Source organism: Mesorhizobium sp. WSM3626 (assembly GCF_000513935.1).
Lineage (GTDB): Bacteria > Pseudomonadota > Alphaproteobacteria > Rhizobiales > Rhizobiaceae > Mesorhizobium > Mesorhizobium salmacidum.
In genome coordinates this window covers 1-14,991 of sequence record NZ_AZUY01000010.1, presented here as the reverse complement: position 1 = coordinate 14,991, position 14,991 = coordinate 1, and the positions used below count along the sequence as shown (strand labels likewise).

14 protein-coding genes and 1 pseudogene are annotated in these 14,991 nt (G+C 63.0%); 6 read left to right on the top strand and 9 right to left on the bottom strand.

The genetic code is table 11. From position 1 onward, the window contains the following. Positions 1-51 precede the first annotated feature (51 nt). The 3 genes from M653_RS0110180 (at position 52) to M653_RS0110170 (ending at position 2,078) form a co-directional block, all read left to right on the top strand. Positions 52-609, top strand: coding sequence for a DUF4142 domain-containing protein (locus M653_RS0110180; RefSeq protein WP_027143260.1), 558 nt, complete (start codon positions 52-54; stop codon positions 607-609). Positions 610-901: 292 nt separating this feature from the next. Continuing rightward, complete coding sequence (locus M653_RS0110175) at positions 902-1,366, top strand: cupin domain-containing protein (protein ID WP_027143259.1); 465 nt, start codon at positions 902-904, stop codon at positions 1,364-1,366. A 319-nt stretch (positions 1,367-1,685) separates the two neighbouring features. Continuing rightward, positions 1,686-2,078, top strand: a complete 393-nt coding sequence (locus M653_RS0110170; protein ID WP_027143258.1) for a RidA family protein — start codon at positions 1,686-1,688, stop codon at positions 2,076-2,078. 4 nt (positions 2,079-2,082) lie between these two features. Here the strand turns inward: M653_RS0110170 and M653_RS01000000132340 are convergent, their stop codons facing one another. The 6 genes from M653_RS01000000132340 to M653_RS0110140 all read right to left on the bottom strand — a co-directional run bounded on the left by M653_RS01000000132340 (position 2,083) and on the right by M653_RS0110140 (position 9,978). Beyond that, positions 2,083-2,598 (bottom strand): hypothetical protein, encoded by a 516-nt coding sequence (locus M653_RS01000000132340; protein ID WP_156938181.1) that lies wholly within the window; start codon positions 2,596-2,598, stop codon positions 2,083-2,085. Next, positions 2,585-3,982, bottom strand: a complete 1,398-nt coding sequence (locus tag M653_RS0110160) for an HD domain-containing protein (protein WP_156938180.1) — start codon at positions 3,980-3,982, stop codon at positions 2,585-2,587. Before M653_RS0110160 ends, M653_RS01000000132340 begins: the two co-directional genes overlap by 14 nt. A 184-nt stretch (positions 3,983-4,166) precedes the next feature. Then, complete coding sequence (carB, locus tag M653_RS0110155; RefSeq protein ID WP_027143255.1) at positions 4,167-7,664, bottom strand: carbamoyl-phosphate synthase large subunit; 3,498 nt, start codon at positions 7,662-7,664, stop codon at positions 4,167-4,169. A 199-nt stretch (positions 7,665-7,863) separates the two neighbouring features. Continuing rightward, positions 7,864-8,643 carry an SH3 domain-containing protein gene (locus M653_RS0110150; RefSeq protein ID WP_027143254.1) on the bottom strand — a complete coding sequence of 260 codons (780 nt, stop codon included), beginning with the start codon at positions 8,641-8,643 and terminating at the stop codon, positions 7,864-7,866. Positions 8,644-8,790: 147 nt separating this feature from the next. Beyond that, positions 8,791-9,561, bottom strand: coding sequence for a metallophosphoesterase family protein (locus M653_RS0110145; protein ID WP_027143253.1), 771 nt, complete (start codon positions 9,559-9,561; stop codon positions 8,791-8,793). Between the two features lie 60 nt (positions 9,562-9,621). Continuing rightward, complete coding sequence (locus M653_RS0110140) at positions 9,622-9,978, bottom strand: helix-turn-helix transcriptional regulator (protein ID WP_027143252.1); 357 nt, start codon at positions 9,976-9,978, stop codon at positions 9,622-9,624. 194 nt (positions 9,979-10,172) lie between these two features. On the opposite strand from M653_RS0110140, the gene M653_RS0110135 reads away from it, so the two are divergent. Continuing rightward, a complete protein-coding gene (locus M653_RS0110135) occupies positions 10,173-11,351 on the top strand; it encodes an MFS transporter (protein ID WP_027143251.1) in 1,179 nt (392 codons plus the stop codon). A gap of 30 nt (positions 11,352-11,381) precedes the next feature. On the opposite strand, the gene M653_RS0110130 is transcribed toward M653_RS0110135, so the two are convergent. Beyond that, positions 11,382-11,846 carry a MarR family winged helix-turn-helix transcriptional regulator gene (locus M653_RS0110130; RefSeq protein WP_027143250.1) on the bottom strand — a complete coding sequence of 155 codons (465 nt, stop codon included), beginning with the start codon at positions 11,844-11,846 and terminating at the stop codon, positions 11,382-11,384. 213 nt (positions 11,847-12,059) lie between these two features. On the opposite strand from M653_RS0110130, the gene M653_RS0110125 reads away from it, so the two are divergent. Beyond that, positions 12,060-12,854 carry an SDR family oxidoreductase gene (locus M653_RS0110125; protein WP_027143249.1) on the top strand — a complete coding sequence of 265 codons (795 nt, stop codon included), beginning with the start codon at positions 12,060-12,062 and terminating at the stop codon, positions 12,852-12,854. A gap of 86 nt (positions 12,855-12,940) precedes the next feature. Here the strand turns inward: M653_RS0110125 and M653_RS0110120 are convergent, their stop codons facing one another. Then, entirely contained in the window at positions 12,941-13,540 is a 600-nt protein-coding gene (locus M653_RS0110120; protein ID WP_027143248.1) for a LysE family translocator, read from the bottom strand. Between the two features lie 56 nt (positions 13,541-13,596). On the opposite strand from M653_RS0110120, the gene M653_RS0110115 reads away from it, so the two are divergent. Continuing rightward, positions 13,597-14,505 (top strand): LysR substrate-binding domain-containing protein, encoded by a 909-nt coding sequence (locus M653_RS0110115; RefSeq protein WP_051442643.1) that lies wholly within the window; start codon positions 13,597-13,599, stop codon positions 14,503-14,505. Positions 14,506-14,751: 246 nt separating this feature from the next. On the opposite strand, the pseudogene M653_RS01000000132335 reads toward M653_RS0110115, so the two are convergent. Further along, positions 14,752-14,991, bottom strand: a pseudogene (locus M653_RS01000000132335) (IS110 family transposase); the annotation flags it as partial.

The window sequence follows — 14,991 nt, the reverse complement described above, 5'->3', positions numbered from 1 at the left end:
TCGCCTGCGGCGTTGGAATCCCGAGGGAACCATTCCGATCGGAGATCCCAGATGAAAATCCTCCTGACCATGGCCGCCGTCGCGCTGACCGCCGTCGCGCCCGCCGCGCTCGCCCAGACGAACGGCACCAATTCGAACGCGGTAGCGCCCATGTTGCCCGACAGCAAGGTCGACACCCCGACCTTTGTCGGCACCGTGCCCAGCGCCAATGAATTCGAGATCCAGTCGAGCAGGCTGGCCGAACAGAAATCCGCCTCGGCGGACGTCAAGGCCTTCGCCGGCCAGATGATCAAGGACCACACCAAGGCCGGCGAGGACTTCAAGCAGGCGCTGAGCAAGGGGCAGACCACAGCCTCGATCAAACCCGCCGGACCCGCGCTGCAGCCCAAGGACCAGCAGATGCTGGACCAGCTGAAAGGCGCCAGCGGCAAGGAGTTCGACCAGAAATACGTCATGATGCAGACCGAGGCCCACAAGCAGGCGGTCGCCCTGTTCAGCACCTATGCGAAATCGGGCGACGACCCCGCGCTGAAGGAATTCGCCAAGAAGACGCTGCCGACGCTGAAGGAGCATGAAAAGCACGTGAAGGAGCTCGGCGCGGCGCATTAGGGGATCAAGCTGGCGCTCTACGGCGCCCCCCTCTGTCCTGCCGGACATCTCCCCCTCTTGGGGGGAGATTGGCTGTCATCGCGGCCTTCGCCAATTTTCAACATTGCCAGAAAGAGAGCCGGCACCGAAGCTGCCAATCTCCCCACTTGAGGGGGAGATGTCCGGCAGGACAGAGGGGGGCGCCGTGGAGCGCTACCGCAACTATCCTGGCACCGGCAAACCCCCACCCGCAACTTGGCCCTGTGCCTCCACCCGCATGCGCTAGACTGCGCACATCACCCGGGAGCTCCCCATGCCCAAGATCGACCTCGCATCCGTGCCCGTCCGCAAGGGCTCCGGCTATCCCGCACCCTTCGACGCCCCTTGCGCCGACCGCACCCGCCGCCGCCTTGGCGATGCCGGCGGGCTCACCGATTTCGGCGTCAACCTGATGACCTTGCCGCCGGGCGGCTGGTCGAGCCAGCGCCACTGGCACAGCCACGAGGACGAGCTCGTCTATGTGCTGGAGGGCGAACTGGTGCTGGTCGAGGACGGCGGCGAGACGCTGCTCAAGGCCGGCGACTGCGCGACCTTCGCCAAGAACAGCGGCAACGGCCATCATATGATCAACCGCTCGTCGGCCACCGCGCGCTACCTGGAAGTCGGCTCGCGCAATCCCGATGATGTGATCACCTGCTCCGACATCGACATGATGAGCCCGAGTTCGGACGGGCGGTTCCTGCACAAGGACGGCACGCTGTACCCGGGGCAGGGGTGAGGGCTGGGAGGCGCGGCGCTTCTTCCTTCTCCCCTTGTGGGAGAAGGTGGATTGCCGCGAAGCGGCAAGACGGATGAGGGGTGTTCCAGCTTGGCGATACGGTCATGCCCGACGGCACCTCAGGGTGAAAACGGATGAAATCGGCAACGTCTCACTCCGTCACGCACCCCTCAACCGTCTCGGCGCTGCACGCCGATCCACCGCCCTGGGCGAGTCACGGGCCTCGCCCGCCCTTCGGACCCCACAAGGGGAGAAGGAAGAAGCGCTGGCGTTCGCCCGCCGCCGCGCTAAGCTCCCTGCAAACCCAGGGAGCACCACCATGAAAAAAGAAATCATCGAAGTGCCAATCATGTCGGACAAGGTGCGGGCGCTGGGCCTGCCTTGTTCGACGGCGGTGAGGGCCAACGGCTTCGTGTTCATCTCGGCGACGCCGCCGGTGGACATGGGGACCGGCGAGATGGTGCGCGGCGACATCGAAACCCAGACAGACGCGTCGCTGAAGGCGCTGAAACACTGCCTGGAAGCGGCCGGCACCTCGCTGGAAAACGTGGTGATGGTGCGCATCTACGCCGTCAATTCCGGCTTCTACAACGCGATAAACAGGGTGTATGCCCGGTATTTCAACGTGAACCCGCCGGCGCGCAGTTTCGTGCCGGTGGCGTCCTGGCCGATGGAGTTTGATATCGAGATTGAGTGCGTGGCGGTGGGGTGAGAGGTTACAGAATATTTGGCCAAGGTTCAGGAGCAGGAATTTGACGAAACTGAAGATATAAATCTTTTGCAGCCTGCAGATGAACTTGATCCGCTTTTTCCGGCTTGCGCCGTTCTGTTTCTTCCCATGGGTCATCTATCCCTTCTTTTGAAAGAAAGAGAGCTGTAGCTGCCAACTCCAATGCAATTGCATCTGCCTGAGCAGCAAGTCTAGCCAAGCCAAGCCGGGCTTGTGGGACCTCCGCTGGGATATCTGCATTGACATGAAAAATGGAATAGCTTCCTCCCCAAGCAGCCATCTGCTCAGTTTCATCAACGAGTCCAAGCAATTTAGCTTCCCGTGCAGCTGTGGCAAGCTCTTCACTAAACGGCCCGTAATGCTTGTATGAAAATGTGAAAGAGTTATACAGGCCAGAAGCAGATAATACATATGCAATTTTTTGGAGCCGAGTCCGCCCAACCACCCTGCCGCCGGCATCTCGGATAATCTCTCGTGCGATTTGAGCTTCAGCGCGCGACATTTTCTATCTCCTCTTTCATCGTTTTAACGATGACATCTCTTGCTTCTGCATCATCTTTGTCTACGTATACTCTATAGAGTTTGAAGGTCTTCAGAGCCGCTACAACATTTGATCGCTCTGCCAAATCCACCAACGATCCGCCGGCCGTTCGAATATTTATTCTATCAAGAGGGCCTTTCGATTGGCCTACAGGCTTGTAGGGCGACCTTTTTTCATCATCGAACAACAACCTTGGGCGAAACTGGCTATTTGTCGCCGACCATTCCGTCAATTTCTCATTGATGGAAGCGCAACATTTATCAATTTTTTCAACAGCTTCGTTCCCTCCGTTGTCGCTTGAGTCAAGGGCGTGAGCTACCTCGTTTCTTATGTCGCAACATTTATAGAGCTGCCTATCGCGAAGGCGCCTTGAAAACTCACTTACGAGCGCATCGGTCGATCCCGATAGGAGGGATAAAGCGCCCCAAATCACTGAGTCATCCAGATTGAGCGCCGCAGAAATACGTTCAGGATATCGAGCAAACTCAACGAGTGGGTGATTCTTGGGAAGGCCAGTAGATTTCACGCTGTTGTCCTTAACGAGTTCCACAACTCGGACCAACAGCTCTGTGAATATCTTTTCAGCGCCTCTCGTTGTCTTGTGGAAGTAAACCGTTGGGTACAATTGGAAAAGCCCAAGTACAAATTGCTCTGCCGCGTAAATGGCCTTTGGACCCAGCACGAACGTCTCAACTTCGCCAAGTTTCGTATCGTCTACACCAAAAGGAACCGAACCGATTTCTAGATTCGCTAATAGCCAAGGGAAATCGATTGCCGAGTGTTGCGTTCCGGTCATCAGGCGGTCGCGTCGCATATAATCAAGCCTATCTGCATCAAATTGACTTGATACGACCGCGTGGTGAACAGTTTTAACACCATCCTTTTTCAGTATATTCGCTACATCATCAGCAAAGCCGCTTCCAAGCTCATTTAGCTTTTCTGAAACTTCGCTGTCGCGAACGAGCAAGTCGCTCATATTTTCATGGTCAGACAATTTTAAACCTAGCCGTTTGCCGACTTTTTCGAAGGCGTGACTAAACGGTCCATGTCCTAAATCGTGTACCAAAGCAGCAGCCAACGCCCGTTGTTGTTTGCTATTCTGTTCCATTTTCGAGGATTCGATTATCTCCTTTAATTGTCGTGCGGTATGAAAAACCCCAAGACTATGAGCGAAGCGCGAGTGGCTCGCGCCAGGATACACCAGGTCGGAAAATCCTAACTGCTTAACCCGGCGAAGGCGCTGGAAAGGCCTGGTTTGAATGACATCCCACAGCGTTTTTTCCAGCTCTGAGTTCGAAAACGGCACCAAGTCATGCAGGGGATCGCGAACCCGTTGACTAGTCATCCAGTGCGTTCCAACCACTCGTTCCTAGTTTGTTCTCATCGATTTGTCAACTCCATATGCGAGTGATTCGCATTGGATAGCACGCTCGACCCGGTCGAGCTTGGAAGAATATTGTGAATATTCCTTCAAAGTGACATGGCTCTACCTGCCTAGGTGCTAACCTAACAGTGCTAATTCATAGCACTCAAGCAAAATACTCCTGCAGCGGCCGCACCTCCAGGCTCCCCGCCTTCAGCGCCGCGATCGCCTCGGCCACCGCCGCCGCCCCCGACAGCGTCGTGTAATACGGCACCTTCTGCATCAACGTTGCCCTGCGCAGTGACTTCGAGTCCGACACCGCCTTCTGGCCATCCGTGGTGTTGAAGACGATCTGGACCTGGCGGTTGCGGATGGCGTCTTCGATGTGGGGGCGGCCTTCGAGGACTTTGTTTATTTTCTCGGCCACCACGCCGTTTTCGGCGAGGAAGCGTTGCGTGCCCGAGGTGGCCAGCACCTTGAAGCCGAGGCCGGCGAGGCGCTTGACGGCCGGCAATATGCCTTTCTTGTCCTCGTCGCGCACCGAGACGAACAGCGTGCCGGAGCGCGGCAGGTCGACGCCGGCGCCGAGCTGGCTCTTGGCGAAGGCGAGCGCAAAATCGCGATCGAGGCCCATGACCTCGCCGGTCGAGCGCATTTCCGGACCGAGCAGGATGTCGACGCCGGGGAAGCGGGCGAAGGGGAAGACGGCTTCCTTGACCGCGATGTGGCCGGGATTGCGCGGGTCGGACATGGCGCCGTAATGGGAGAAGGCGTCTTCCAGCGTCTCGCCGGCCATGATGCGGGCGGCGATCTTCGCGATCGGGCGCCCGATGGTCTTGGCGACGAAGGGCACGGTGCGCGACGCGCGCGGGTTGACCTCCAGCACATAGACCGTGCCGTCCTTGATCGCGTACTGCACGTTCATCAGCCCGCCGACATTGAGCGCGCGGGCTAGGGCCGCCGTCTGGCGCTCCAACTCGTTGACGAGGTCCGAAGGCAGCGAGTGCACCGGCAGCGAGCAGGCCGAGTCGCCCGAATGGATGCCGGCTTCCTCGATGTGTTCCAGAATGCCGGAGACGAAGGTCGCCTTGCCGTCGCAGAGGCAGTCGACATCGACCTCGATGGCGCCCGAGAGATAGGTGTCGAACAGCAGCGGGTTCTTGCCCAAGAGCGTGTTGATCTGGCCGGTCTTGTCGTTGGGGTATTTCTGCTTGATGTCCTCCGGCACCAGGCCGGGCACGGTGTCGAGCAGGTAATTCTGCAGCATGCCCTCGTCATGGATGATCTGCATGGCGCGGCCGCCGAGCACATAGGAGGGGCGCACCACCAGCGGGAAGCCGAGCTCGCCGGCGACGAGGCGGGCCTGCTCGACCGAATAGGCGATGCCGTTCTTCGGCTGGCTGAGGTTGAGCTTGTGCAGCAGCTTCTGGAAGCGGTCGCGGTCTTCGGCCAGATCGATCATGTCGGGCGAGGTGCCGAGGATCGGTATGCCGGCCTTCTCCAGCGCGTCCGCCAGCTTCAGCGGCGTCTGGCCGCCGAACTGGACGATGACGCCGACCAGCTCGCCCGAGGCCTGCTCGGCGCGGAGGATCTCCAGCACGTCCTCCGCCGTCAGCGGCTCGAAATAGAGCCGGTCCGAGGTGTCGTAGTCGGTCGACACGGTCTCGGGATTGCAGTTGATCATGATCGCTTCATAGCCGGCGTCGCGCAGCGCGAAGGCCGCGTGGCAGCAGCAATAGTCGAACTCGATGCCCTGGCCGATGCGGTTCGGCCCGCCGCCAAGGATGACGACCTTCTTGCGCGATGACACTTGGGCCTCGTTGGCGAGCGCGCCGGCGAAGGGCACTTCATAGGTCGAGTACATGTAGGCGGTGGGCGAGGCGAACTCGGCGGCGCAGGTATCGATGCGCTTATAAACCGGATGAACGTCGAGCTTTTCGCGAATCTTCTGAACCACTTCGGCGTCGGTCTTCGTCAGCGACGCGAGGCGGGCATCGGAGAAGCCCATGGCCTTCAGCATGCGCAAATTGACGGCATCCTGGGGGATGCCGTGCTCGCGGATGCGGGCTTCCATGGCGAGAATGCCAGCGATCTGTTCGAGGAACCACGGGTCGATCTTGCACATGGCGTGCACGTCTTCGAGCGACGTGCCCATGCGGATTGCCTGCGCCACCATGCGCAGCCGGTCTGGCGTCGGCGTGCCCAAGGCGGCGCGGATGGCGTTGCGGTCGTCCGGGTTGTTACCTAGCGCATGACCGAGACCGGGAATCTCGATCTCGTCGAGGCCGGTGAGGCCGGTCTCCAGACCGCGCAATGCCTTCTGCAAAGACTCCTGGAAGGTGCGGCCGATGGCCATGACTTCGCCGACCGACTTCATGGCGGTGGTCAGCACCGGCTCGGCGCCTGGGAATTTCTCGAAGGCAAAGCGCGGGATCTTTGTGACGACATAGTCGATGCTTGGCTCGAAGGAGGCGGGCGTGGCGCCGCCGGTGATGTCGTTCTCCAACTCGTCCAGCGTGTAGCCGACGGCGAGTTTGGCGGCGATCTTGGCGATGGGGAAACCGGTCGCCTTGGAGGCGAGCGCGGATGAGCGCGAGACGCGCGGGTTCATCTCGATGACGACGAGGCGGCCATCGGCGGGGTTGACGGCGAACTGCACGTTGGAGCCGCCGGTCTCGACGCCGATCTCGCGCAGCACCGCGATCGAGGCGTTGCGCATCATCTGGTATTCTTTGTCTGTGAGGGTGAGGGCAGGGGCGACGGTGATGCTGTCGCCCGTATGCACGCCCATCGGGTCGATGTTCTCGATCGAGCAGACGATGATGCAATTGTCCGCCTTGTCGCGGACGACCTCCATCTCATACTCCTTCCAGCCGAGCACGCTTTCCTCGATCAGCACTTCGGTGGTCGGCGAGGCGTCGAGGCCGGACTGGACGATGTCGTAGAATTCAGCCCTGTTGTAGGCGATGCCACCGCCGGTGCCGCCCATGGTGAAGGAGGGGCGGATGATCGCCGGCAGGCCGACATGGTCGAGCGCCTGGGCGGCGATCGCCATGCCATGGCTGATGTAGCGCTGCTTGCGGTCGCCTTCGCCGAGGTTCCAGCGGGTTTCCAGCGCGTCGAGTTCGGCGTCGAGATTGTCGGGCTTCTCGGCCTTCAGCGCGGCGCGCTCGGCCTCATGCGTCTTGCGGTCGGCGTTCTTGACGTCGGTGGCGTTGGCCAGCATCGACTTCGGCGTTTCGAGCCCGATCGTTTTCATCGCCTCGCGAAACAGCGCGCGGTCCTCGGCCTTGTCGATGGCATGCGCGTCGGCGCCGATCATCTCGACATTGTAACGCTCGAGCACGCCCATGCGGCGCAGCGACAGGGCGGTGTTGAGCGCGGTCTGGCCGCCCATGGTCGGCAGCAGCGCGTCGGGCCGCTCCTTGGCGATGATCTTGGCGACGACCTCAGGCGTGATCGGCTCGATATAGGTGGCGTCGGCCAGTTCCGGGTCGGTCATGATGGTGGCCGGGTTGGAATTGACCAGGATGACGCGGAAGCCCTCTTCCTTCAGCGCCTTGCAGGCCTGGGTGCCGGAATAGTCGAACTCGCAGGCCTGGCCGATGACGATGGGGCCGGCCCCGATGATCAGGATCGACTTGATGTCGGTGCGTCTGGGCATGTCTGTGAATTCCGTTCGGCAGCGGGCTTGCACAAAAAACCGGGACGGGAAGACCCGGCCGGTTGTGCTCGCGATTCTCGTATCAGGCTAGGAGGGCCTTATAGGGAAGAGTTTTGCCCGATGTAACCCCGAAAATGAAGGGTTCACAGGGCTAAGCAAACAAGCGCCTCATTCCCTCGCGCCGACCTTTGGAGCGTGCCTAGTCCCCCAGCACCACCGTATCCGTGATCTCAAACCGCTCCGCCACGCCGATGCGGATCATGTTGAGTTTGCCTTCCCTGGTGAAGCGGAAGTTGCTGCCGGCGTCCGAGCTTGTCGGCAGGCCGGCATCGAAGGAGATGACGCGGCTGCCGCCATCGGGCCAGGTCACGGTCACGTCGGCCTTGTCCGTGCCCTTGCGCGTCACGCTCGCCGCGCAGGGCGCCATGGGCTGTCCAACGTAGCGGGCGCAGGGAATTTGCAGGGTTCCATTCGCCGCCAGCGCCAGGCCATAGGCATCCTGCATCGCGATCTCCGCCGCGGATTTCGGCATGGTTTCGGGACTGGCCGGCTGGTCCGCGCTACCCAGCCGGGCGGTCAGGTCGGGTGCATCGGGTGTCGCGCCGGCTTCTGTGGCCACGGCGTCCCCCGCCTGGCCGGGCACCGTCGCCGGATTGAGGGGCACCAGGTAGCGCGCGGGGGCCCAGCCGCTGGCTTTGGGATTGTCAGACTCGACCTTGCACCAGGGATGGCCGTCAATGTCGTTGCAGCCGAGGTTTCTCACGCTCGCACCGGCAGCCAGGCGGGCCTCGGTCTTACCGATCGCCGACGGCTTGGCGCGGACATTGAGCAGGTCGTCGGGGGCTAGCCCGGTGACGACGGAGATGAACGGCGCCTCTTCGGCATGCGCCGGAACAACGGCCGGCCACGCCGCCATCAGCAGCGGAGCGGCAATCAGCGCCTGCAAACTTTTTCGGAGCGTAACTGTGCGCCTCATCATTTGGCCGTGCGCCGATACTCAAATCACCGCGGCCGTCTCGCCGCATATCCGGCCGGTTTTATAGGGGACGGCGCGCGGCCATGAAAGCCGGAAAATTCAGCCCAATCATGATGGCAAACCATGGCGCCGGGTGGTGCGGTTCAAGGATTACGGCCGCGCCGCTTCCGGCATGAAGCCGGTGCGCAGGCCGTGCGCCCATTCCGGGCATCCCGCCTGTTCGGCCTGCCGTGCCGCCGCCTCGTGGTCGTAGTCCACCGCGATCATCTCGAAGCGATCCGGTTGACCGCCGCCGCCCAAGGTGACGATGCCATAGCGCGCATGCGGCGAGCCCTGTTCGGAGACATGCGCCGGCGGCGTGTCGTCGTCATAGGCGGGGCAGCCGATGCTGCCCGGGTTGAAGATGACGGGACCATCGGGAATGCGGATCAACTCGGACCGGTGGCTGTGGCCGCAGAGCGCGATGCGGCAGGCTGGGTCGAGCGCCTTCAGCCGCCGCCGGATCGTGGCCAGCGGCGCGCGCACCAACTGGCCATCGACGATCGCGTCGAGCAGGTATTTCTCGTCGTGATCCGGGCGGGCATGGAACGCGATGACGCCAGGCGCGATCTCAAGGGTCAGCGGTTGGGCGAACAATGCGTCGCGCTGCGCTGGCGTCAATCGCTGCTGCGCATAGACGTCGGAAGCCCACATGGTCTCATCGGCCGGATCGGCGGCGACGCGGCGGTCATGGTTGCCACGCACCGTCGGCAGCTTGAGCGCTTCCAGCCGTTCCATCGTTTCGCGCGGCCAGAGCGGACCCGAAACGCTGTCGCCGAGATTGACGGTGAGATCAGCGCCGCCGCGATGCCCGAGATCGTCGAGCACGGCCTCGAGGGCGAGAACATTGCCGTGGATGTCGGCGAGAACGGCGATGCGCATGAGGAGCTTCCCTGGGTGGGCGGCAGGACTTGGTTCCTCCCCGCTTCGCGAGGAAAAGGTTCAGACCGGCACTTCCAAATCATGACCGCCTACCGCCGGCAGGGCGGCGTCGTCGGCGGCGGCCGCGATCACGCTGTCGAGCAGGCCGGGGAAACGGGCGTCGAGGTCGGCGCGGCGGAGCGTGATCATGCGGTTGGTGCCGACCACTTCGGCGCGGGTGACGCCAGCCTCGCGCAGTTTGGCGAGGTGGTAGCTGAGGTTGGTCTTGGAGGCGAGGTCGAGAAAGCGGCTGCAGTTCAGCGGCACGCCTTCCTTGCTGGCGAGATAGCGCACGATGGCGAGCCGCGTCGGGTCGCCGAGCACGCCGAGCACGATGGGCAGGCTGATCTGGTCCGTATTGGGGTGTGGCAAGCTCATGGCTGGAACCTAAGCGCAGTTCGGGCCGATTTCAACGCGTCGATCCTGCTCAGCCCATACACACGGTTTCTCCACTTCATGACCGTCCTGACACAGTGCTGTCAGCATGGTTCTGCTATTTTGCCCTGGCTCATTGACATGATGCCCTTTTATGTCCAATTGTTCAATAACTTTTGAACTAAGGACGCTTTCCCATGGACAAGAGAATCTTCTGGCTTGCGCTCGGATCGTTTGCGATCTCGACCGAAGGCTTCGTCATCTCCAGCCTTCTGCCCGATATCGCCAGGGATGCCGGCATCTCGGTGCCGCTCGCCGGTTCGCTGATCACCGCCTTCGCGCTCGCCTATGCGATCGGCACGCCGGTCCTGGCAACGCTGACCGGTGAATGGGACCGGCGCCGCGTCATCCTGTGGACGCTGGTGTTCTTCGTCATCGGCAATGTCGTCGCCGCCCTGAGCTCGTCCTTCGAAGTGCTGCTCGTCGCACGCATCATCATGGCGCTGTCGTCGGGCCTGTTCGCGGCGACCGCGCAAGGCACGGCGGTGGCGCTGGTCGATGACCATCACCGGGCGCGTGCCATCGCCGTCGTCGTCGGCGGCACCACGGTGGCGGTCGCCGTCGGCGCGCCGCTTGGCGCGCTGGTCGCGGCCATCGCCGGCTGGCGCGGCACTTTCTATGCCATTGCCGGCCTCGGCGCCCTCGCCGGCGCCATCCTGTGGTACCGGCTGCCGCGCGGCATCATCGGCACCAGGCTGCCGCTTAAGCGCCGGCTGGCGGCGGCCATGCGTCCCGGCGTGATGCCGATCCTGGTGACGACGGTGCTTGCCCTCATCGGCGCGTTCACCGTGTTCAGCTTCATCGCGCCGCTGGCCATTGAAGGCGCCGGGCTGTCGCCGATCGCGCTGCCGGGCATGCTGCTCGCCTTCGGTGTCGGCGCCGTCATCGGCAACATTGCCGGCGGCCAGGCAGCCGATCGTTTCGGCGCAACGCGCACTGTCGGCTGGTCGCTGGCGCTGAGCGCGGCCATGCTCGTCACGTTCTCGCTTATCCCGACCTTCCTGCCGCATCACCTCGCCGGACCGGCGCTGATGGGCATGATGGTGCCGTGGGGCATCGTCGGCTGGGCCTTCCCGCCGGCGCAGGCGAGCCGCATCATCAAGCTCGCACCCGACGCGGCCCCGATCGTGCTGTCGCTCAATGCCTCGGCGCTCTATCTCGGCGTGGCGCTGGGCGCGGTGGTCGGCGGGGCAGTGCTGCGCTACGGCGCGCCGGCCGATCTCGGCCTGATCGCGGCGGCCTTCCCGGTCATCGGGCTCGGCATCATTCTGGCCGGGCGGATGTTTGCCAGACCGGTGGCGATGCCGGCGGAATAACACCTGGACTTGAATGATGCCGGCCGCTCTTCACTCAGAAGAAGCGGCCGGCGGCATATCGAAATCCAGCGCGCTGATGTCATCCAGCACCGCGCGGAGGTTTGCCGCCTGATCCTTGCCCACCACCGCTTCGAAGCGTTGCTGGGCGACATGCCACAGTTTCATCACCTCATCGAGCTTGACGAGGCCTTGCGGCGTCAGCCGCACCCGCTTGACGCGGCGGTCGGCGGGGTCGGCGAAGGTCTCGACATAGCCGTCGCGGATCAGGGGCTTCAGCGTGTGGCCGAGCGCCGACAGGTCCATGATCAGGGAAGCCGCTATGGCGCCCATCGCCGGCTCGTTGCCGACGTGGATCTGGTAGAGCAGGCCCTGCTGCGTGGCCTTGAGACCCGAGGGCGCCAGCACATCGTCATAGTACTGGCCAATCTTGCGCGTCGCGCGACGCAGCATGGCATTGTTGCAGAGCGTCAGTCCGGACGGTGCCTCTTTCGACATGATGGTTCCTTGGCAGCGACGACATTCTGTCCGGCTGCTGCCTGATAAATAATCCCGGATGCGCTCATTGACAAGATAGTGGCATATGCCTACTTCACAAAAGTGGCATATACCACTAAATCAATCAGGCGACTTGCCCGGGCGCCTAGAGGCTGATGCCTGCGATGCCTCGGCCAGGTCGAAGCAACAATTCGAGATAGAAGGAACAGGACAATGAGCGAACAAGCAAACAAGGGTACGGCGGTCGTAACCGGCGCTTCATCGGGTATCGGCGCGGTCTATGCGGATCGGCTGGCGGGGCAGGGCTACGATCTGGTGCTGGTGGCGCGGCGTGCCGACCGGCTGCAGGAGCTGGCCGAGAAGCTGCGTTACGTCTATGATCGCAAGGTCAGCGTGATCAGCGCCGATCTCTCGGACGACGACGATGTGCGCCGTGTCGAACAGGCCGTATCGGCAGACGAAACCGTGACGCTGCTGGTCAACAATGCCGGCCTTGGCGGTCAGGCGGTGGTGGCAACCGCGGACGCCGACGGGGCCGAGCGCATGATCAAGGTCAATGTCGTGGCGCTGACCCGGCTGACGCGCGCCGTGCTGCCTGGGCTCTTGGCGCGCAACCGCGGCGGGATCGTCAACATCGCCTCGGTGCTGGCCTTCGATACCTCTTTCGGCGGTATCTACAGCGGCACCAAGGCCTATGTCGTCAACTTCACCGAAGCGCTGCAACGCGAGGTCGCTGATACCGAGGTAAGGGTTCAGGTGGTGCTGCCGGGCGCGACCCGGACCGATTTCTGGGAGCTTTCCGGCGGCGATATCGATACCCTTCCGAAGGAGATCGTCATGACCGCCGACGATATGGTCGATGCTGCCCTTGTCGGCCTGGCGCGGGGCGAAGCCGTCACCGTGCCGGCGCTTGCCGATACGGGAACGCTGGACACGTTCCTCGGCGCCCGGCAGGCCTTCTACGGCAGCCTGCACGCCGACAAGCCGGCAGCTCGCTACGCCGCTTGAGGCTGGACGGGAAGGCTGGCGCCGACTTTGCAAGACTTAGGTTTCTCGCCCCCCGCAACGCGGGGGAGAGGAAATGGGTATGCGCCTTACGCCGACCGCCACATCGGGATGACCGAGGCGGCGAGCACCAGCGCTAGCACGATGTTGAGCACGCGCCATTGCCACTCGGTCTTGAGCAGCCGTGCCAGCACCATGCCGGCCACGCACCAGACGGACAGCGAGATGGCGGCGGTGAGGCCGAAGGTCGAGCCGAGCAGCAGCGCCAGTTGGCCTGGCCCGTCGGCAAGCGCGGCGAAGGAGGCAGCCGCGCCCAGCCCCATCGCCCAGCCCTTCGGGTTCATCCACTGGATGCCGGCGCCGCCCAGGAAACTGTTGGGCCTGGCCATGGCCACATCGAGATTGGGCGGCCCGGCGCGGCCGATCTTGATTGCCAGCCAGACGAGGTAGAGCGAGCCGGCGATCTTCATGGCAAGCTGCAGCGACGGCATGGCGAGCAGCAGACCGGCAAGCCCGGCGGCCGCCGCACCCGTCACGGTCGCGAGGCCGGCAGCACTGCCGATCATCAACGGAACCGAGCGGCGAAAGCCGAACTGCGCGCCTGAAGCGGTCGACAGGGTGGTGGCGATGCCTGGTGTGGCAGTGGCCACGAAGGCAAACAGGATCAGCGGCAGGATAGGCTGGAGCATGGGACATCCCTTGTCGGAAGCTCCATGGTAGGCGCCGGCTCGCATCAGTAAATGCAATGTTTGCGATGATCAGCATTAGCATCTATAATGCTGTAATGATCCGCAATCTCGATACCAGCCTCGTGCGCACCTTCGTCACCGTCGCCGACAAAGCGAGCATGACGGCGGCGGCGAACGTGCTGCACCTGACGCAGGGCGCCGTCAGCCAGCAGGTCAAGCGGCTGGAAGACACGCTCGGCTGCAGCCTGTTCGAGCGCGACCGGCGCGGTCTGCGCCTGACCCATTCCGGTGAGCGGTTGTTCGACAAAGCCAGGCGCCTGCTCAGCCTCAATGACGAGATCTGGACCGACATGGTGGGGAGTGCTGTCGCCGGCCAGGTGCGGCTCGGCGTGCCCTACGACCTTGTCGGCACCTTGCTGGCGCCGGTGCTGAAGACCTATGCCGAGGCCTATCCGCAGGTCGAGATATCGCTGGTCTGCGCCTCCTCGCCGGAACTGGCGGCAGCACTTGCTGCGGGAACCATCGACCTCGCGGTGATCGAGGAGCGGGTCGGTCCGACGTCAGGCGAATGCCTGGCCATCGACCGGCTGGTCTGGGTCGGCGCAAGGGGCGGGGCGGCCCGCGCCAAGCGGCCGCTGCCGGTCTCGATCGTCGCCGACACCTGCGCCTTCCGGCCGGCGGTGCTGTCGGCACTCAACGAGCACGGGCTGGAATGGCGCAGCGTGTTCGAGAACGGCAACATCGACGCGACTACGGCGACGGTGCGCTCGGACCTCGCCGTCACCACATGGCTGGCTTCCACCGTGCCTCCGGATCTCGACATATTGCCGTTCGACGCCGGCCTGCCGCCGCTGCCGAATTTTGCCATCAACCTGCATCTGCCGAGGCACGGCGTCGGGCCGGCGGCGCAGGAGTTCGCACGGCATATCCGTGAGGGGCTGGGGCGGCGATTGCAAGCGGCTTGAGGAGTCGCGTCTAGCTGGATCACCCCTCAACCGTCTCGGCGCTACGCGCCGATCCACCGCCCTGGACGAGTCACGGGCCTCGCCCGCCCTTCGGGCCCCACAAGGGGAGAAGGAAGAGCCATCGATGTCATGGCTAATTGCCAATGTTGGAGAGTGGCTGAGCCGAATGCGCCAGGCTCCTCCTTCTCCCCTTGTGGGAGAAGGTGGCCTCGCGAAGCGAGGTCGGATGAGCGACTATCTGAGGTGTCAAGTTGCATTTGCGAACTCGCTTCGCGCATCGCGTGCTTTTGCATTGAGAATGACGAGCAGCTTTCTGGCGAGAGCGATGCGGATGACCATCTTTTCCTTTCCGGCGGCCTGCAACCTTTGCTGGAAAGCGGCCAGATGCGGATCATATTTGGCAACGATGCTGGCAACGAGGAAGAGGACGCCTCGCGGTCCCGCACGGCCGCCACGCACCGGTCTTCGGCCGCTGCGCTTGCCGCT